The sequence below is a fragment of the Pseudomonas sp. JBR1 genome (genome assembly GCF_028198185.1).
Taxonomy (GTDB): Bacteria; Pseudomonadota; Gammaproteobacteria; order Pseudomonadales; family Pseudomonadaceae; genus Chryseomonas; species Chryseomonas oryzihabitans_E.
In genome coordinates, this window is record NZ_CP116340.1 from 4364645 (window position 1) to 4382335 (window position 17691).

At 66.8% G+C, this 17691-nt stretch carries 16 protein-coding genes, 1 tRNA gene and 1 pseudogene; 9 read left to right on the forward strand and 9 right to left on the reverse strand.

Annotation, left to right across the window (positions count from 1 at the left end; translation table 11 throughout):
* Positions 1–14 precede the first annotated feature (14 nt).
* A pseudogene (locus PJ259_RS20225) lies at positions 15–1703 on the forward strand (ATP-binding protein); the annotation flags it as partial.
* Between the two features lie 93 nt (positions 1704–1796).
* On the opposite strand, the gene PJ259_RS20230 reads toward PJ259_RS20225, so the two are convergent.
* A tRNA-Gly gene (locus PJ259_RS20230) sits at positions 1797–1870 on the reverse strand.
* A gap of 133 nt (positions 1871–2003) precedes the next feature.
* On the opposite strand from PJ259_RS20230, the gene PJ259_RS20235 reads away from it, so the two are divergent.
* A complete protein-coding gene (locus tag PJ259_RS20235) occupies positions 2004–3065 on the forward strand; it encodes a M4 family metallopeptidase (protein WP_271653957.1) in 1062 nt (353 codons plus the stop codon).
* A gap of 12 nt (positions 3066–3077) precedes the next feature.
* Complete coding sequence (locus PJ259_RS20240) at positions 3078–3413, forward strand: protealysin inhibitor emfourin (RefSeq protein WP_059313680.1); 336 nt, start codon at positions 3078–3080, stop codon at positions 3411–3413.
* 3 nt (positions 3414–3416) lie between these two features.
* On the opposite strand, the gene PJ259_RS20245 is transcribed toward PJ259_RS20240, so the two are convergent.
* Entirely contained in the window at positions 3417–4448 is a 1032-nt protein-coding gene (locus tag PJ259_RS20245; protein WP_271653958.1) for an MBL fold metallo-hydrolase, read from the reverse strand.
* Between the two features lie 63 nt (positions 4449–4511).
* Here PJ259_RS20245 and PJ259_RS20250 point away from each other — a divergent pair, with 63 nt between their 5' ends.
* Positions 4512–5126, forward strand: coding sequence for a pseudouridine synthase (locus tag PJ259_RS20250; protein WP_271653959.1), 615 nt, complete (start codon positions 4512–4514; stop codon positions 5124–5126).
* A gap of 9 nt (positions 5127–5135) precedes the next feature.
* On the opposite strand, the gene PJ259_RS20255 is transcribed toward PJ259_RS20250, so the two are convergent.
* The gene (locus tag PJ259_RS20255) at positions 5136–6101 is read right to left on the reverse strand and encodes a hypothetical protein (RefSeq protein WP_271653960.1); all 966 of its coding nucleotides are present in this window, start codon (positions 6099–6101) and stop codon (positions 5136–5138) included.
* A 62-nt stretch (positions 6102–6163) separates the two neighbouring features.
* Positions 6164–6763: a LysE/ArgO family amino acid transporter gene (locus tag PJ259_RS20260; protein WP_271653961.1), complete on the reverse strand. Its 600-nt coding sequence runs from the start codon at positions 6761–6763 to the stop codon at positions 6164–6166.
* Positions 6764–6861: 98 nt separating this feature from the next.
* Here PJ259_RS20260 and PJ259_RS20265 point away from each other — a divergent pair, with 98 nt between their 5' ends.
* The 3 genes from PJ259_RS20265 (at position 6862) to PJ259_RS20275 (ending at position 9804) form a co-directional block, all read left to right on the forward strand.
* A complete protein-coding gene (locus tag PJ259_RS20265; RefSeq protein ID WP_271653962.1) occupies positions 6862–7749 on the forward strand; it encodes a LysR family transcriptional regulator ArgP in 888 nt (295 codons plus the stop codon).
* An 83-nt stretch (positions 7750–7832) separates the two neighbouring features.
* Positions 7833–8777: an NAD-dependent epimerase/dehydratase family protein gene (locus PJ259_RS20270; protein WP_271653963.1), complete on the forward strand. Its 945-nt coding sequence runs from the start codon at positions 7833–7835 to the stop codon at positions 8775–8777.
* A 172-nt stretch (positions 8778–8949) separates the two neighbouring features.
* Positions 8950–9804, forward strand: a complete 855-nt coding sequence (locus PJ259_RS20275) for a hypothetical protein (RefSeq protein WP_059313687.1) — start codon at positions 8950–8952, stop codon at positions 9802–9804.
* On the opposite strand, the gene PJ259_RS20280 is transcribed toward PJ259_RS20275, so the two are convergent.
* Genes PJ259_RS20280 through PJ259_RS20295 form a run of 4 tightly spaced genes read right to left on the reverse strand, consistent with a single transcriptional unit; the run spans position 9785 to position 14398 of the window.
* A complete protein-coding gene (locus tag PJ259_RS20280) occupies positions 9785–10840 on the reverse strand; it encodes an ion transporter (protein ID WP_271653964.1) in 1056 nt (351 codons plus the stop codon). The genes PJ259_RS20275 and PJ259_RS20280 overlap by 20 nt on opposite strands.
* Positions 10837–11397 (reverse strand): cob(I)yrinic acid a,c-diamide adenosyltransferase, encoded by a 561-nt coding sequence (locus PJ259_RS20285; RefSeq protein ID WP_271653965.1) that lies wholly within the window; start codon positions 11395–11397, stop codon positions 10837–10839. Before PJ259_RS20285 ends, PJ259_RS20280 begins: the two co-directional genes overlap by 4 nt.
* A 21-nt stretch (positions 11398–11418) precedes the next feature.
* Positions 11419–13440, reverse strand: coding sequence for a sensor histidine kinase (locus PJ259_RS20290; RefSeq protein ID WP_059313690.1), 2022 nt, complete (start codon positions 13438–13440; stop codon positions 11419–11421).
* Positions 13441–13483: 43 nt separating this feature from the next.
* The gene (locus PJ259_RS20295; RefSeq protein ID WP_271653966.1) at positions 13484–14398 is read right to left on the reverse strand and encodes a putative 2-dehydropantoate 2-reductase; all 915 of its coding nucleotides are present in this window, start codon (positions 14396–14398) and stop codon (positions 13484–13486) included.
* A gap of 123 nt (positions 14399–14521) precedes the next feature.
* On the opposite strand from PJ259_RS20295, the gene PJ259_RS20300 reads away from it, so the two are divergent.
* Positions 14522–15001 carry a YajQ family cyclic di-GMP-binding protein gene (locus PJ259_RS20300; RefSeq protein WP_271653967.1) on the forward strand — a complete coding sequence of 160 codons (480 nt, stop codon included), beginning with the start codon at positions 14522–14524 and terminating at the stop codon, positions 14999–15001.
* A gap of 95 nt (positions 15002–15096) precedes the next feature.
* Positions 15097–15942, forward strand: coding sequence for a mechanosensitive ion channel family protein (locus tag PJ259_RS20305; RefSeq protein WP_442964904.1), 846 nt, complete (start codon positions 15097–15099; stop codon positions 15940–15942).
* 9 nt (positions 15943–15951) lie between these two features.
* On the opposite strand, the gene PJ259_RS20310 is transcribed toward PJ259_RS20305, so the two are convergent.
* Entirely contained in the window at positions 15952–17667 is a 1716-nt protein-coding gene (locus PJ259_RS20310) for an AmpG family muropeptide MFS transporter (protein WP_271653969.1), read from the reverse strand.
* Positions 17668–17691: the final 24 nt, after the last annotated feature.

Consider the following 17691-nt stretch of genomic DNA (forward strand, 5'->3'; position numbering starts at 1 on the left):
TGACGCTCGAGCAGGAGCTGTCAGCGCGCATCGACGAACGCGACAGCGCCCGTGCCGCGGAGAGCAGCGTGCTGGCGGCCGCCGAACGGGTGCAGCTGGCCCTGGCCGCTGGCGCCATCATCGGCACCTGGTACTGGGACCTGCCCACCGATAGATTCACCGTCGACGAAGCCTTCGCCACCCACTTCGGCCTCGATCCGGCGCTGGGCCGCGATGGCCTGAGCCTGGCCCAGGTGGTCGCCAACGTCCATCCCGATGACCAGGCAGGCCTCGCCGCCGCCATCGCCGACGTGCTCGAACGCGGCGGACGCTATGCCCATCAGTATCGCGTTTGTCGTCGCGATGGTCGCTACTACTGGGTGGAAGCCAACGGCCATGTCGAATTGGCGCCGGACGGTACCCCGCTGCGCTTTCCCGGCGTGCTGCTGGACGTGGATGCCCGCCGTGCCCTGGCCGACGAGCGTGACCGTGCCCTGGCGGAGCTGCGCGACCTGACCGCGACCCTGGAGCAGCGCGTCGAGGAGCGCACCGAAGAACTCCGGCGCTCGGAAGAGGCCCTGCGTCAGTCGCAGAAGATGGAGGCCGTCGGCCAGCTCACCGGTGGCCTGGCTCACGATTTCAACAACCTGCTGGCGGGGATCTCCGGCAGCCTCGACCTCATGGGGCTGCGCATCGACCAGGGGCGCTTCACCGAACTGGAGAAGTACCTGCTGGCAGCCCAGGGCAGTGCCAAGCGCGCCGCAGCCCTGACCCACCGGCTGCTGGCCTTCGCGCGTCGCCAGACCCTGGCGCCGGAACCCACCGACGTCAACCAGCTGATAGGCGGCATGCTCGATCTGGTGCAGCGCACCGTAGGGCCGGCCATCCAGGTACAGTTCATCAGCCTGCCGGACAACCAGCCACTGCTGGTGGACCAGTCCCAGTTGGAAAACGCCCTGCTGAATCTGTGCATCAACGCCCGCGACGCCATGCCCGGCGGCGGACGCATCCTGATCGAGGCCGCTCATCATCAGGTCGATACCCACAGCGCGCCCGATCCTGAATTGGCCGAAGGGGGCTATCTGCATCTGCGCGTGACCGATACCGGCAGCGGCATGACCCCGGATGTTGCCGCCAAGGCCTTCGAGCCCTTCTTCACCACCAAACCCATGGGGCAGGGCACCGGTCTCGGGCTGTCGATGATCTACGGCTTCGCCCGCCAGTCGGGCGGGCAGCTACGGCTACGCTCGATCCCGGGCGAGGGCACCACCGTCTGCCTCTATCTGCCGCGGCGGCCGGCCGAGCGGCTGTGCGAGGTCCCCACGGAGGATGGCCGGCCCCGCACGCTGGAAGGCGCCAACGCCACCGTGCTGGTGGTCGACGACGAACCCACGGTGCGCATGCTGGTGACCGACCTGCTGCGCGAACTTGGCTACGTCATCATCGAAGCCGCCGACGGCGCCGGCGGGCTGGAAGTCCTGCACTCCGATGCCCGCATCGACCTGCTGGTCACCGACGTCGGCCTGCCCGGCGGCATGAACGGCCGCCAACTCGCCGACGCCGCCCGCGTCCACCGTCCCGCACTCAAGGTGCTGTTCATCACCGGCTTCGCCGAGACCTCGCTGCTCAGCGACGGCCACCTGGAACCCGGCATGGCGATCCTGACCAAGCCCTTCGCGGTGGAAGCCCTGGCGCAGCGGGTGAAGGGGTTGGTGGCGGGGTAGGATGGATGCTCGCAAACCCCGCAGCAGGGCCTGGAAACGCAACGGCCCCCAATCAGTTTGTCCGCAAGGACTGATTGGAGGCCGTCTGGAATCTGGAGCGGGCGAAGGGAATCGAACCCTCGTCATGAGCTTGGGAAGCTCAGGTAATGCCATTATACGACGCCCGCGTGGGGTGCCTTTGTACCAGAAGCCTGCGTCCGGGTGAAGAGGCGGGAGCCGTCTGGTCGTTTCGTGGTCCAACGAACAGGACCGCACGCTGCGGTGATCGGGGGCTCTGTCCCCCACAGGAGGAGGGCGCGCATGTCTCGTAACCAGGGCACCTACCAGGGGGTTATTCCCCCCTACATTCTTGGCCGCATCATCGATCATGGCGACGAACACCAGCGTTCCTGCGCCCTGACCACCCTGAGTCATGTGCAGAGTCTGCTGCACAATCCCGGTCGGCCCGGGGTACGCCAGGCACCGGTCGGAGCCTTGCCTCGGACCGACGACGCCAGTCCGCAACGCAGCATCTTCGATGCCGGCAATGCCATGCAGCTGCCCGGGCGCCTGGTACGCCAGGAAGGGCAGGCGCCCGTCAGCGACGTGGCGGTGGACGAAGCCTACGATCACCTGGGCGCTACCTTCACCTTCTTCAACGAGGTGTTCGGTCGCAACTCCATCGACGGCCAGGGCCTGCCGCTGGCCGGTACCGTCCACTATGGCCAGGAATACCAGAACGCCTTCTGGAACGGCGAGCAGATGGTGTTCGGCGATGGCGATGGCGAGATCTTCAACAGATTCACCATCGCCCTGGATGTCATCGCCCACGAACTGGCGCATGGGGTGACCGAGAGCGAAGCGGGCCTGGTGTACTTTAATCAGTCCGGCGCGCTCAATGAATCGGTATCCGACGTCTTCGGCATCCTGGTCAAGCAGTACCAGCTCAAGCAGACCGCCGCCGAGGCGGACTGGATCATCGGCGCCGGGCTGCTCACCGACCGCATCAAGGGCAAAGGCCTCAGGTCCATGGCCGAGCCGGGTACGGCGTACGACGACCCGACCCTGGGCAAGGATCCGCAACCCGGCCATATGCGCGACTACATCGAAACCCGCGAAGACAACGGCGGCGTTCACCTCAACTCGGGCATTCCCAACCGCGCCTTCTACCTCGCGGCCGTGGCCTTGGGTGGCTATGCCTGGGAAAAGGCCGGGCCTATCTGGTATGACACCCTCTGTGACAGTCGCCTGGCCAACGATGCGGACTTCGCCGCCTTCGCCCGGCTGACGGTTTCCAACGCTGGCCGCCGTTTTGGCGCCGAGTCGGCGGAGGTGGTTGCTGTCCAGGAGGCCTGGGCCGGCGTGGGCGTTACCCTTATCTAGAGGAGCATGGCGATGCGCGAACTTCCCCCGCTGGGCAAGGACACCGTGGTGCGGCTCTCGCGGCAGGGAGGCTTCGCGCCCCTGCATGCGTTGAGCAAGCCACGAGAGATCGAATTCGGCCAGTACGACAGCACCCAGCGTGGGCGCATCTGCTCGGTGTTGGAGCGCTGCCTGCCGGAATCCGGCGAACCGACCCAGGTCGGCCGTGGCGATCAGCGCTACTTCAAGGTGGAGCTGCGTTTTAGACCGCAGCCCGCCGAGCAGGAAGGCGAACTGACCCTGCTGATCCCCGAGGACCGGGCGCCCAGTGAGCTGGTACGCCTCTGGGACAAGGGGTTGGTGGAGTAAGCCCTAGGGCACCGACCAGGCCTCACCGGGTGCCAGCGTCCTGAACGCCTCATCCGCCAGGCCATGCAGCGCCCGGGCATGGGCCAGGTCGCGGGGCGGGGCGAATTGCGCTTCGTCGCTCAGTGGAAAGGTGCCGAAGTGGATACCCAGGCTGCTGCCTGCTCCGAGCGTCTGGTGCGCACGTACGGCATCGTCGGGATTGAGGTGGCTGTCCTGCATGAACCAGCGCGGTTCATAGGCACCGATGGGCAGGGCGGCAAAACGTGGCGCGCCTAGGCGTTCACGGATCTGCGCGAAATGCGGTCCCCAGCCGGTATCGCCGGCGAAATAGACCGGCCCGCTAGGCGCCTCCAGTACGAAGCCACCCCAGAGCCTGCGATTGGTGTCGAAGCGACTGCGCGCCGACCAGTGTTGGCCCGGCACCAGATGGAGGCGCACCCCGTCCTTGAGCGGCAGGCTTTGCCACCAGTCCAGTTCGCTGACCGTGACGAAACCGGTCTCGCGGCGGATCAGCTCGGCGTTACCCAGGGGCGTCACCACCGGCGTCAGGGGCGCACGCTCGGCCAGGCGCCTCAGGGTGGCCAGGTCCATATGATCGTAATGGCTGTGGCTGATAAAGATCAGATCCAACGGCGGTAGATCATCCAGGGCCACGCCAGGCGCGTGGAAGCGCTTGGGGCCGACGGAGCTGAAGGGGCTGACCCGCTCCGACCAGACTGGATCGGTGAGGATGTTGAGGCCCTGGTGCTGGATTAGCAGGGTGGCATGATTGACGAAGGTCACCTGCAGTTCGCCGCCCTCGACACGGGCTGGCGGGCGCATCGGCATGGCGGGACCGTCTTGCCAGGTCCACTGGGGGCGTGTCCGGGTGAGCTGCCACTTGAGCAGTGTCCAGAGACTCTTGTCCTCGCGCGGCGCCAGGTTATGGAAGCGCTCGCCGTCGAAATGCTCGGAGCGCGGGCCTTCATAGGCGGACGAGGCGCAACCGGCCAGGGTGAGCAGGTGGATCAGCCACAGCGGACGAAAGATGCGCATGGGACCTCGGACGAATAGACTAGGCGACCCAGCTTACCCTTTGGCTAGCCGCCGTCGATCCCCATGTCGCGAAATCCTCGCTTCACCCCCGGCCCCCGGCCTCGCCGTCAGGCCAAGGCGCCCCCGGCCACGCCGCGGCTGCTGCTGCTCAACAAGCCCTTCGATGTGCTCACCCAGTTCGCCGATGCCGACGGCCGCGCGACCCTGAAGGCCTTCGTCGAGGTGCCAGGCGTCTATCCCGCGGGCCGTCTGGATCGTGACAGCGAAGGTCTGCTGCTGCTCACCAACGATGGCCAGCTGCAGGCGCGCATCGCCGATCCCAGGCACAAGCTGCCCAAGACCTATTGGGCACAGGTGGAGGGCACGCCCAGCGAAGAGCAGTTGCAGCGGCTGCGCCAGGGCGTCGAACTCAATGATGGTCTCACCCTGCCAGCCGAGGCGCGCCTGCTGGCCGAAGCGCCGGTGCTCTGGGAGCGCGATCCGCCGGTGCGCTTTCGCAAGAGCGTGCCGACCGCCTGGATCGAGCTGACCATTCGCGAAGGTCGCAATCGTCAGGTGCGCCGCATGACGGCCGCCGTGGGCCTGCCGACGCTGCGGCTGGTACGGGTGCGTATCGGGCCCTGGACGCTGGACGATCTGGCGCCGGGTCAGTGGCGCGAGGTGCCCACCTCCCTGTAGCGCTGGACGTCAGTCCTGGCGCTGGCTGGCGGCGTCCTGCAGATCGCCGGCGATGTCGGCGAGGCGGCGGCTGATGTCTTTCAGCACGTGCGGGTCTAGGTCCCGTGGTGCTTGGCCTGGTTCGGTCAGGAGCTGATTGGCCAGCAGGGTGCTCAGGGCCCCGACCTCGATCGCCTGGTGACGCAGGTCGTGGGTATGCTGGACGGCGGCGTCGCGCAGGAGATTGGTGCTGTGGGTCAGTCGGCCCAGTTCGTCGTCACGGCCACCGGGCAGGCGCTCGCCGAAGCGCCCGCGCGCCAGCAGGCCCAGTTGCCGAGCACAGGCCACCAGTGGATCGACCAGGCGACGCTCCACCAGCCGTACCCCCAGGAACAGCAGGCCACTGCCACAGAGCAGCAGCGCCAGGCCGGCGAGCAGGATGTCGCGTTGCGCCTCGGCGCGGATGGCGGCGATCTGCTCGGCGGTGCGCCCGTGCAGGTCGTCTACCAGGGCCGCGAAGCCCTCGGCCGTCTCACGATCGATACCCCGCACCTCGGCATCACCCCGCCGCGGATCGCGATCATGGGCGAGATAGGCGGCGTATCCGGCGCGATAGTGCTCGCCCAGGCGACCATGCTGGGCGCGCAGGGCCAGCAGCCGGGGCTGGAGATCGGGGTCGACGCGGGTGGCCAGCTGTTGCAGGCGCTGGTCGACCTCCGCCTCGCGGGTCTGGAAGGCCTGCCAGTAGCGCTCGGCGGTCGCGGCATCGCCGCCGCGCAGAAGGAAGTTCTTCCACTCCTGCACCTGGATCTTGAAGGTCAGGTGGGTGTCGTCGATCTCTACCAGCCGCTCCAGCGGGCCTTCGATCAGCTGCTGGTAGCGATGCAACTCGCGCGAGAGCAGGGCGAAGCCGGCCAGGGCGATCAGCAACATCAGCAGCAGACTGCCGCCGAACAGGAGCAGGCTCTGACTGCGGAGCGAGCGGGCGAAGGGCATGGGAGATCTCGACAGGGAACGCAGACCCGCAGCTTAGGGCGCTCGCTCGGCGAAGACCAGCCTCAGGTCGAGACCAGGAGCTGAGCCGCGACGGCAAACATCACCAGGGCCACCAGCAGGTCGATCAGCCGCCATACCCCCGGGCGGGCCAGGTAGGGTGCGGCCCAGGCGGCACCTAGGGCGAGGCCGAAGAACCACAGCATGGAAGCGGTGGCGGCGCCGAACACATAAGCCAGGGGCGCGGCCTGTTGACTGCCCAGGGAGCCTACCAGCAGCACCGTGTCCAGGTAGACGTGGGGATTGAGGAGGGAGACCGCGGCGGCGGCGAGCAGCGCCTGGCGCCGGCTGCGCGGACTCGTGGTCTCCACCTTGTCCATGGCCGCCGGCTTCCAGGCCCGCCGCAGCGCCTGGGCGCCGTACCAGAGCAGAAAGGCCGCGCCCCCCCAGCGCAGGATGTCCACCAGCAACGGGCTGTGCTGGATCAGCGCGGCCAGGCCCAGCACGCCGGCTGCCACCAGGATCACATCGCAGGTGAGGCAGAAGGCGGCGATGGCCAGGTGGTGCTCGCGACGCAGTCCCTGGGCCAGCAGATAGGTGTTCTGGGCACCAAGCGCCATTATGAGGCTGGCCATGGTCAGGAGGCCGGTGAAATAGCTGTTCATTGCGGGGTGATGCCCTGTCGTCTTGGGATGGCTGCCACCTTGCCGTCTCCAGGCGTATAAGAAAAACCAATATTCCTTATGCAGCATTAGCCAGATCGATGATCGATTACAAATTGCTGGAAGCCCTGGCCGTGGTGGTGGAAGAAGGTGGCTTCGAGCGCGCCGCGCGGCGATTGGGGCTGTCGCAGTCGGCGGTGTCCCAGCGCATCAAATTGCTCGAAGCCCGGGTCGGCCAGGCGGTGCTGGTCCGCGAGACACCGCCCCAGCCCACCGCGCCCGGCCTGCGCCTGCTCCGTCATATCCAGCAGGTGCGCCTGCTGGAGGCCGATCTCGGCAGTGAGGTACCGGGGCTGGCCGAGGAGGCGCCGCAGCGGCTGCGCATCGCCCTCAATGCCGACAGCCTGGCCAACTGGTGGCCTGCGGCGGTGGGGCCCTGGGTGAGGGAGCAGCGCGTGCTGCTGGATCTGGTGGTCGAGGACCAGGACGTGGTGCTGCGTCGGATGAGAGCCGGCGAGGTGGCGGCCTGTCTCTGCGCCAGCGGTCAGCCACTGGCCGGGGCCCGGGTCAGCGCCCTGGGCGCCATGCGCTATCGGGCCCTGGCCAGCCCGCAGTTCCGTGCCCAGCAGCTGGCCGATCTGCCGGATCCTCAGGCCCTGGCGCAGGCACCGGCCATCGTGTTCGGGCCGGATGATCGGTTGCAGCATCGCTATCTGGAACAGCTCGGCGTCACCCAGTCCTTCGATTACCACCTCTGTCCCTCCGCCGAGGGCTTTCTGCAGATGACCCTGAGCGGTATCGGCTGGGGGCTGCTGCCGGATATCCAGAGCGCCACTGCCCGCGCCAGCGGCGCCCTGGTGGATCTGGCGCCCGGCCATTGGGTGGACGTGCCGCTGTTCTGGCATCACTGGCGCAACGGCGGCACCGCCCTGCAAGCCCTGACCCGGCATCTGCAGCAGGTCGCCGGCGAGTGGCTGGTGCGCGACTAGCGGCGTCCACGCGACGCTTTGGTTACACTGGTTGATCGGTCGCCACCGCCGTGACTGAGGTCTTTCCAGGGAATCCCAGCGATATGCGTATCTTGATCACCGGTGCCAGCGAGGCGCTCGGTGCAGGCCTGGCCTGCGATCTGCTCGACCGCGGCCAGCTGGTGCGGGTGCACGGCCGTCCGGGGGCGACCCTGGATGCCCTGGTCGAGCGCGGCGCCGAGTACCGTCCCGCCCTGCTCGACCAGCCCGAGCAGGTGGTGGCGCTGTGCGACGACATCGACGCCATCGCCCACTGCACCGACGTGGCGGGTGTGCCCAGCGCAGCCGATCTGGATCATGGCCAGGTGCTGATCGAAGCCGCCCTGCAGCAGCAGGTCGCGCAATTCCTCTATGTTTCCTCCGCCCGGGTCTACGAGCGCGGGGGCGAGGCCCTCAAGGAAGACCAGGTGCCAGCCAAACCCAAGGGCAGCGAGGCCCAACGGCGGCTGCAACTGGAGCGCCTGGTGCTGGCCGCCGGCGAATTCGGTCCTCAGGTCACGGTGTTACGGCCAGCCCAGGTATTGGGCCTGGCCGACCGCGAATGGGCACGCTGGTTGCTGGAAAGAGCCAAGGCCAAACAGCTGGCGCGCACCGGCAATGGCCTCAATCGCTGGGACTTCACCAGCGCCGGCAATTTGCGCCAGGCCCTGGTGACCCTGCTGCTGGCGCAGCCGGTCACGGCCAACGGCAAGGTCTTCAATCTCAGCGATGGCGAGCCGCTGGTGTGCTGGGATGCGATTAACTTCCTGCTGCGGCGTTTCGAGTTGCCGCCGGTGGCTGAGCAGCACGCCTTTGCACCTCGCCAGCTCTATGCGCGGCTGCGGACACCGCGCCATGACTCGCGCTGGCCCGAGTTGCTGGACAGGCCCTTCACCCTGGACATTCGCGCCGCCCAGGAGGCCTTCGGCTATCGCCCACGAGCCAGCTCCTGGAGTGCCCTGGAAGATTACCGGCCACGTGCGCCTGTGGCTCGCAGTGGCCCGGTTTAGCGAGAACCAACTGGCCGTAAAGGTATGGCATGCTGGCGCTTTGCTATCGACGCAGACTGCGTTTCGGCGCACGCTCCCGGGGCGAATCCGCGCGCGGGCTGCCTCGCGTCGGCGCTGACGGCCGTTATACTGGCCGCGATTTCGTCTTTCCGCCTTTGCTCACAGGTCTGCCATGCGCAACGATCTTCTCGATGAAATGGATAACGTCCCGAGTCTGACCCCGGAGCGCGACGATCGCCGTCCCGGTGGTCGTCGACCGGTCGAAGCCGAAGAGGTCTATCGCGAACCCGCTGCCGGTCACGCCCGCCCGGTGCGCCGTGGCCCTTCCACCGCGCCGCTGTGGGTGCTGGTCGCCGCCCTGACCCTGGCGCTGGCCGGCGTCGCCTGGTGGAGCCATCAGCAGCTGGTGCTGATGCAGGAACAGGTGGTGGCCACCCAGGAAAACTTCGCGCGCATCAGCGAAGACGCCCAGGGGCGGCTGAGAGATATCTCCGGCAAGCTGGTGGAGAGCGAATCCTCCGGCACTACCAGCCGCGAGGCCTTGCTGCTGCAGGTCAAGACGCTGCAGACCAAGGTCGCCGAGCTGACTCGCCAGCAGCAGGGCGTGACGGACAACCAGCAGGCGCAGGACAACCGTCTGCAAAACCTCTCCAGCGCGGTGCAAACCGTGCAGAGCGGTAGCGGCGAGGTGGAAAGCCGTCTCAAGGCCCTGGCGGAGGAGCAGGCCGCGCTGAAGAACGGCCTGGCCCAGACCAGCAGCCTGGCCGAGCAGGTCGCCAGTCTTGGCGCTCAGAACAAGGCGCTGCAGGCCGACATCGCCGCGCTGAAGAAGCCCAGCGCCCAGAGCCAAGCGCTGGGTGAGATGCAGCAGGACTTGCTGGTGCTGCGCAGCGAGCTGGACGCCCGCCCGGTGGGGCCGGACAGCAAGGAGTTCGACTCCTTCCGCCTGCAGACCACCCGCAACATCACCACCCTGCAGACCCAGGTGCAGAATCTGCAGCAGCAGATCAGCGCCGGGGCGCGTTGATCGGATCGATCTCGCTGCGCTGCCACTCCTGGGGCCAGAGCTCGCCATCGAGTTGGGCGAGCCGGCGCTGCAGGACCTTCTGCTTGAAGACTTCGAGGATTTCCACCAGCACCTCGTCCAGGGCATTGTCCTGGGCGCCGCTGGGCAGGCTCTGATCGAAGCCGTGATCGGCCAGGCGACTGGCCAGGGCGCGGAAGTCCCGGGTATGCAGGCTGGCCGCCGCCTCCCGCACCAGTCCATTGACGATGTCGGTAAGCACCCCGTCCAGGGTGTCGGCCAGCCGGTCGCCCATGGGCAGTCGCTTGAGTCGGGCGAGGTCGGGGTTCTCGTCAAGGGCGCGCTGCACCACGTCCCCTACTAGCCGTTCCAGGGTGGCGCGATTCTGGGTGTAGCCCTGTTCCACCATCGCCTGGATGCGCTGCGCCATGCCGTCGATCAAGCGCTGCTTGCGTGGGCGGATGACGCGATCGATCACGCTCTGGGAAAAGTCGTCGCGGGTATTCAGCTCGTCCTGCAACTCACCGCAGATCTTGATCATCACCCGGTCCGACAGATCCTCCATGAGCAACTGGTAGTAATGGTCGAAGAACTGGTAGGGCCGCCAGTGGCGCATGTCGATCAGCCCCAGGCGCTGCAGGCGCAGGAGCAGGGAGATGATGCGCAGGGCGCGCAGCAGGCGGAAGCCGCCGAGGGGAATGCAGCCGAGTACGTCGTACCAGTGGATGAAAGGGTAGTGGTACCAGCGTGAGTGACGGCGCTCGACCACCGCCACCAGCCAGCCGAGCAGCACGTCGGTGATGAAGAAGGCGACGAACACCAGGTCGATGTGGGTGAAGTGGGCGTGGATGCGTTCGCCATAGAAGGCGTGGAAGCCGGGCAGCACGGCGGCCAGGGCCTGGTTGAGCGGCCCCAGGGCATAGAGGCTGTCGAACAGGATCAGTGCCAGGTTCACGCAGACCAGGATCAGGATCAGGCCGTCCCAGAGGGCGAGCAGGCCTTCGTGGCGGCGCACGGGTGGCGCTGCTGGCGCGCTCATGGCCGTGCGGCCTGCCAGAGCACCTCGTTCACCCCCTGGCGGCGGGCGACGATGCGCGCCGCGACGAACAGCAGGTCGGACAGGCGATTGAGATAGGGCAGGCCCTGGCCCTCCAGCGGCTCCACCGCGTGCAGGCTACGGCAGCGCCGCTCGGCGCTGCGCGCCAGGGTGCGGCAGACGTGGGCCTGGGCCACGGCGCGGGAGCCGCCGGGCAGGATGAAGTTCTCCAACGGGCCCAGCTCGGTGTTCCAGTGATCGATGGCGCCTTCCAGGCGCTCGATCTCCACCGGTTGCAGGGCACGATAGCTGGGCATGGCCAGTTCACCGCCGAGATCGAACAGTCGGTGCTGGCAGGGCGCCAGGGCCTCGCTCACCTCGGCAAGGCGCGCATCCTCGGCCAGTTCGGCGAGCAAGAGCCCCAGGGCGCTGTTGAGTTCGTCCACCGCGCCAATGGCCTCGATGCGCGGATGGTCCTTGGGGACCCGGCTGCCGTCGGCGAGGCCGGTGTCGCCGGTGTCGCCCTGGCGGGTGTAGATCTCGGTGAGGCGAAAACCCATGGCGCGGCTCCTGGCAAGGTCTTAGACGGAATCAAAATCGGCCTGGACGAGGGGCAGGCGCAGGGTGAAGCAGGTCCCTACGCCGGGCGTGGAGTGCACCTCCATCTGCCCCTTGTGGTTGTTGGTGATGATGAAGTACGACACCGACAGGCCCAGGCCGGTGCCCTGGCCCACTTCCTTGGTGGTGAAGAAGGGCTCGAAGATGCGCTTGCAGATGTCCTCGGGGATGCCGATGCCATTGTCCTCCACCTGGATCTCGGCCCAGCCGCCACGCAGCCGGGTGCGCAAGGTGATACGGCCGTATTCGCCTTCTTCCTCGTCGTCGCGCAGGTGGATGGCCTGGGCGGCGTTCTTCAGCAGGTTGAGCAGCACCTGCTCCAGCTCGTTGGCGATCACCGGCACCGGTCCCAGCGCCGGATCGAATTCGCGGAGTATGGACAGGGTACGGAAGTCGAAGCCCTCTGCCAGGTCGAAGTCGTTGCCGGCGATCTCGATGGCCTGGTCGATCAGCGGCGGCAGTTCGCTGGCTTCCATCTTGCGATTGCTGCGGCGGCTGAAGGCGAGCATGTGGCTGACGATCTTGGCCGCACGGCTGCCGGCCTGGTGGATGCCGTCGAGCAGCCGCGGGATCTGTCGACTCTCCAGGTAGCAGTTCACCGCATTGAGCTCGACGCCCGATTCGGCGGCCTGCTCGAGATTCTTCGGCAGCTCCGGGGACAGCCGCCGACGGATGTTCTGCACGTTGTGCAGGATGGCGCCCAGGGGATTGTTGATCTCGTGGGCCATGCCGGCCGCTAGGCCACCGACCGAGAGCATCTTTTCCGACTGCACCATCATCTCTTCCATGTTCAGGCGCTGGGTGATGTCGTCGATGCGGATCACCACGCCGCGCCCGGCGCCGCCCATCAGCGGGTAGAAGGTGAGGGTGTAGTGACGCGGGGTGTCGGTCAGTGCCCAGGTCACCCGTTCCACCTTTTCCACCCGCAGGAGTTCGGCGGTGCGGCTCAGTTGCGGCAGGAAGGGTTTGAGCGAGGGAAAGGCGAGAAACACCGGCTGGTTCAGGGCTTCGTCCAACTGGGTGCCGGAAAGGTGGGTGGCCTCCTGGTTCCACTGGGTGACGTAGAACTGCTCGTCCACCGCGATCAGCGCCGAAGGCATGGAATCGATGATGCTGTTGAGATAGTTCTGGAAACCGGTGAGCTTCTTCTCGATCTTGCCGCGGACCTGTACTTCCAGTTCCAGCTTGCGGTTGGAGCGCCGGGTCTCCTCGGCCAGGCTCTGGGCCTGCAGCACTGCGTACTGCGCGTCGTCGCGGGCGCGCTTGAGCTGCTGCTCGCGGCCCTGGATACGGCCGAGCATGGTGTTGAAGGATTCCGCCAGGCGCCCCAGCTCGTCCTCGCTGCCCTTGCTGGCGCGCAGCGAATAGTTTTCCTCCCGGGTCACCTGGCGCGACAGCTCTTCCAATTCGCGGATCGGCAGGGTGATGAGCCGCTTGATCTGCCGCGCCACCACCAGCCAGAGCAGGATGCTGAAGGTCAGGATCGCCAGGCTGGCGGTGAGGGTGCCGCGATAGAAGGCCCCTGGCAGTTCGCTGCTGGCCACCAGCAGGAGATGCCCGGGCGCCCCTTCGGGACGGGGCAGTTCCACCAGCAGATTGGTGCGGAATTCACGCAGGCGCCAGGTCTGCAGGTCTTCGAAACGCGCGGGTACCTGCAGGCGATCGCCGTTGTGCAACTCGGCCAGGCGCTGGCCCTGGCTGTCGTAGACGGCCGCCAGGCGCAGCGGTGCATAGCCCTCCAGCTGCCGCAGTTGCACCTCGGCCGCCGCCGGCGAGGCCAGCACCTCGCGGCTGAGCACCGGGCTGGCGAACAGTCGGCCCAGGGTCTGCAGGGCCTGGGGGGCCACGCTTTCCTGGGAGATCCAGTAGGCGGCGCTGATGAAGGTCACGTTGGCCACCACCAGCACCGCGATCATCATCACCAGCAGGGCGGCCAGCAACTTGCGGCCGACCGGGAGGTTCTTCAGGCGTTTGGCGAGGATCATGGGGCAGCCGCGGCAACAGGGAAGCGGGCAGGGTAGCCCGCAGCTAGTTCTCGGGCAATCCGCGCTCCGCGAGCCTGGCCTGGAGCCGCTGCTGCAGCTCGGCCAGATGCGGCACCGGCAGGCGCAGCCGTCCGGCGATCGGCAGGGCATGGCCAAGTAGGTAACTCACCTCGGTACGCTGGCCGCGCTCCACGTCCTGCAGCATCGAGGATCTGTTGTGGGCCGTGGCGGTGATCACCGCCTCGACCTCCTGCTGCAGTCCCTGGGCCGCCGGGGCGAGTCCCATGGCATCCAGCAGGGCGGTGAGTTCGTCGCAAAGCGCCGCCACCTCCGCCAGATGCTGGCGCAGTTCGCCGTTGCGGCAGCCGTGGAGCACGGTCAACGGATTGATGGCGCAGTTGATCGCCAGCTTGCGCCACAGCCGGGCATCGATGTCGTCCGTCCAGCGTACCGGAAAGCCCAGGTCGGTGAGCGTATCTAGCCAGGGCGGTGGGGTATGGCTGCCGAGCTGGTCGCCGATCCAGATCTGGCCGGCGCCGGCCGCCAGCACATGGAAGTCGGTCTCGCGAAAGGCGCCCTCGGTGGTGCTGGCCCTCAGGCAGCGCGCCCGTGGTACGCGGGCCGCCACGGCGTCCTGACTACCCAGGCCATTCTGCAGGAGCAGGACCTCAGCTTCCGGTTCCAGGCGCGCGGCGACACTGGCGATGGCGTCCTCGGCGTCATAGCTCTTGCAGGCCAGGATCAACCGGCGGATCGGATTGCCCGCCTCGGGCGTTTCGGCGGGCAGCGGATAGAGACTGGTCGTGTCGCCTTCGGTGAGGCGCAGTCCGCCACCGGCGCGATACTGCGCCAGGCGGGTGCGATCGCGCAGGATCAGGCGGACCGGTTCGCCGCCACGGAACAGGCGCGCTGCCCAGAGTCCGCCGAGACTGCCGGCGCCCAGCACGTGCCAGCTCACAGCTGTGACTCCAGGATGGGTTCGCGGGGCATGGTCGGATTCCTGCAGAAGAAGGCCAGTCGTTATAATGGTCGGTCAGGCTGCAGCGTCAAGGCTGCCCCATCGCAACCGAGGAGAAAATCCATGCCTTCCTTCGACGTGGTATCGGAGCTGGACAAGCACGAAGTCACCAACGCCGTCGACAACGCCATCAAGGACCTTGATCGTCGCTACGACCTGCGTGGCAAGGGCAGCTTCGAGGCCAAGGACCTGACCGTGACCCTCACTGCCGATGCAGACTTCCAGCTCGAGCAGATGCTGGAGATTCTCAAGGTCAACCTGGCCAAGCGCAAGATCGACGTCCAGTGCCTGGAGGTCAAGGATGCCTATGCCTCCGGCAAGACCGTGAAGCAGGAGACCACCCTGCGCGAGGGCATCGACAAGGAGCTGGCGAAGAAGATCGTCGCCCTGATCAAGGACAGCAAGATCAAGGTTCAGGCCGCCATCCAGGGCGAGCAGGTGCGCGTCACCGGCAAGAAGCGCGACGAATTGCAGGAGGTCATCACCCTGCTGCGTGGCCAGTCGCTGGGCATGCCGCTGCAATACCAGAACTTCCGTGATTGAGCTGACTCCCTTTAGGGTCGCCCCCGAGCGCGGCGACATCTGATCGAAGAGGTAACAGGAGACGCCGTTTGGATATCGAAAACCAATACAACCACCTGCTGGCGCTGACCGCGGGCTGGCTACCCATCGTCCTGCAGTATTCCGGCCGGGTACTGTTGGCGCTGCTGACCCTGGCCATCGGCTGGTGGCTGATCAACAAGGTCTCGAGCAAGGTCAGCAGCCTGGCGTCGCACCATGGCGCCGATCCGGCGCTGCTGAGTTTCCTTGGCAGCCTGGTCAGCATCATCCTCAAGATCCTGCTGGCGGTCAGCGCCGCGTCCATGATCGGCATCGCCACGACCTCCTTTGTCGCCATCATCGGTGCGGCTGGTCTGGCCGTGGGTCTGGCGTTGCAAGGCAGTCTGTCGAACTTCGCCGGCGGCGTGCTGATCCTGACCTTCCGCCCCTTCCGCGTCGGTGAATTCATCGAGGCCCAGGGCGTGCTCGGCACGGTGAATTCCATCCAGATCTTCCACACCATCCTGCTGACCGGTGACAACAAGACCGTCACCATTCCCAACGGCAATCTGTCCAACGGGATCATCACCAACTATTCGCGTCAGCCCAAGCGCAAGGTGATCTTCGATGTCGGTGTGGATTACGAGGCGGATCTGCAGAAGGGCCGTGAGGTGCTGCTGGCGCTGGCGGAAGACCCGCGGGTGCATCGGGATCCGGCTGCCGAGGTGGTGGTATCGGCCCTGGGCGACAGCGCCATCACCCTGTCGCTGCGTTTCTGGACCGCCAGCGGCGACTACTGGCCGATGATGTTCATGCTCAATGAGCAGGTCCGCGACCGCCTGGGCGCCGTGGGCATCGGCATTCCCTTCCCGCAGCGGGTGGTGCACTTCGCCAACACCGCTCCGGTCGCCGACGAGGGCGGCGAGTCCACCCCCGCCGCCTGAGTCTCTCGCTCAGTTCCCGCCGGTCTTGATGACGGCGGGATCGCGCCGCTGGCGCAGCCAGAGCACCGCGATCAGCAGCAGCGTCGGCACCCCCATCAGCGCGGTCAGCGAAAAGAACGAGCTGTAGCCTACGTGCTCCACCATGGCACCCGAATAGCCACCCAGCAGGCGCGGCAACAGCAGCATCAGCGAGCTGAGCATGGCGTACTGGGTTGCCGAGAACCTGAGGTTGGTCAGGCTCGACAGGTAGGCGACAAAGGCCGAGGTAGCCATGCCGCCGCTGACGTTGTCGGCGCAGATGGTGGCGATCAGCAGCGGCACGTTGGCGCCGGTGGAAGCGATCACCACGAACAGCAGGTTGGTCAGCGCCGAGGCGGCGCCGCCGAGAAAGAGAATCGGCAGAATCCCTACCCGGGTGATCAGCACGCCACCCAGCCCGGCGCCGAACAGGGTCATGAACACCCCGAAGATCTTGCTCACGCCGGCGATGGTTTCCTTGCTATAGCCCACGTCGATATAGAAGACGCTGGCCATCACGCCCATGACCGTGTCCGACAGGCGATAGGTGGAGATCAGGCCAAGCAGCAGCAGCGCCTGCCATTGGTAGCGCTGGATGAACTCGGTGATGGGCGTCAGCACCGGTGCCATCAGCCGGCGTCCGGGGGCGGTGAGGCAGAGCCAGACGATCAGGCCGTACATCAGGCCGCGCGGCCAGTAGCCGCCGGCCAGGGCGGACAGACCGCCAGTGGCGGCCACGATGAGCACGATCAACAGGATCACCGAGACCATCTGGTGCACGAAGTCGAAGCGCGGCAATTCCTCGGCATTGGCCGCATCACGCAGCCGCAGGGGCTCGCGCATGCGGCGCATGAGATCGCTCAGCGGCTTGGAGCAGTAGCGGCCCCAGGGCGACAGGCAGCCGACGATGAACAGGCTGTAGAGCAGGGCGCGCGGCCAGGCCTGGGCGATGGCGGCATTGATGGCGGCCGGGATGGAGATCAGCATCACCAGCAGCAGGGCGACCGCCACCAGCTGGTGGTTGAAGCCGAAGCGCGATTCCGCCATGGCCATGGGCGCGACCGGCTCCGGCTCGCGAATCAGGACGCTGGTGACCAGTCCCGGCAGGACCAGCAGGGCGAACAGCATGTAGGTGGTGGCCCAGGCGCTCTGGCTGTAATCGAGGCGGGACGAGCCCAGCTCCTCGGCGAGAAACAGGGCGCCGGCGCTGGCCAGCAGGGCGGCGATGCGATAGCCGGTCATGTAGCAGGCGGCGAGGGCGGCCTGGCGCTCGTCGTCGGCGATCTCCAGGCGGTAGGCGTCCACGGCGATGTCCTGGGTGGCCGAGGCGAAGGCCACCAGGACCGCCAGGGCGATCAGTTGCTCCAGGTGCTGCTGCGGATTGCACAGCGCCATGCCAACCAGCCCCAGGCCCACCAGGATCTGCGACAGCACCAGCCAGGAGCGTCGACGGCCGAGCTTGCCGATCAACGGCAGCTTCCAGAGATCGAGCATGGGCGACCACACCCACTTGAAGGCATAGGCCAGGCCGATCCAGCTGGCGTAGCCGATGGTCTCGCGACTCACCCCCGCTTCGCGCAACCAGACCGAGAGGGTGGAAAACACCAGCATGGCTGGCAGGCCCGCAGCGAAACCCAGCAGCAGCAGGGCCAGGCAGGCCTTGGATTTGTAGGTGGTGACGGCTTCGCGCCAGAAACGTGCAAACATGCCCTTGGGCTCGGAAAAAACGCG

Bases quoted from the DNA above. Each gene is read 5' to 3' on its own strand.
- PJ259_RS20235 (WP_271653957.1), top strand. From the start codon at position 2,004: ATGTCTCGTAACCAGGGCACCTACCAGGGGGTTATTCCCCCCTACATT.
- PJ259_RS20240 (WP_059313680.1), top strand. From the start codon at position 3,078: ATGCGCGAACTTCCCCCGCTGGGCAAGGACACCGTGGTGCGGCTCTCG.
- PJ259_RS20245 (WP_271653958.1), bottom strand. From the start codon at position 4,448: ATGCGCATCTTTCGTCCGCTGTGGCTGATCCACCTGCTCACCCTGGCC.
- PJ259_RS20250 (WP_271653959.1), top strand. From the start codon at position 4,512: ATGTCGCGAAATCCTCGCTTCACCCCCGGCCCCCGGCCTCGCCGTCAG.
- PJ259_RS20255 (WP_271653960.1), bottom strand. From the start codon at position 6,101: ATGCCCTTCGCCCGCTCGCTCCGCAGTCAGAGCCTGCTCCTGTTCGGC.
- PJ259_RS20260 (WP_271653961.1), bottom strand. From the start codon at position 6,763: ATGAACAGCTATTTCACCGGCCTCCTGACCATGGCCAGCCTCATAATG.
- PJ259_RS20265 (WP_271653962.1), top strand. From the start codon at position 6,862: ATGATCGATTACAAATTGCTGGAAGCCCTGGCCGTGGTGGTGGAAGAA.
- PJ259_RS20270 (WP_271653963.1), top strand. From the start codon at position 7,833: ATGCGTATCTTGATCACCGGTGCCAGCGAGGCGCTCGGTGCAGGCCTG.
- PJ259_RS20275 (WP_059313687.1), top strand. From the start codon at position 8,950: ATGCGCAACGATCTTCTCGATGAAATGGATAACGTCCCGAGTCTGACC.
- PJ259_RS20280 (WP_271653964.1), bottom strand. From the start codon at position 10,840: ATGAGCGCGCCAGCAGCGCCACCCGTGCGCCGCCACGAAGGCCTGCTC.
- PJ259_RS20285 (WP_271653965.1), bottom strand. From the start codon at position 11,397: ATGGGTTTTCGCCTCACCGAGATCTACACCCGCCAGGGCGACACCGGC.
- PJ259_RS20290 (WP_059313690.1), bottom strand. From the start codon at position 13,440: ATGATCCTCGCCAAACGCCTGAAGAACCTCCCGGTCGGCCGCAAGTTG.
- PJ259_RS20300 (WP_271653967.1), top strand. From the start codon at position 14,522: ATGCCTTCCTTCGACGTGGTATCGGAGCTGGACAAGCACGAAGTCACC.
- PJ259_RS20310 (WP_271653969.1), bottom strand. From the start codon at position 17,667: ATGTTTGCACGTTTCTGGCGCGAAGCCGTCACCACCTACAAATCCAAG.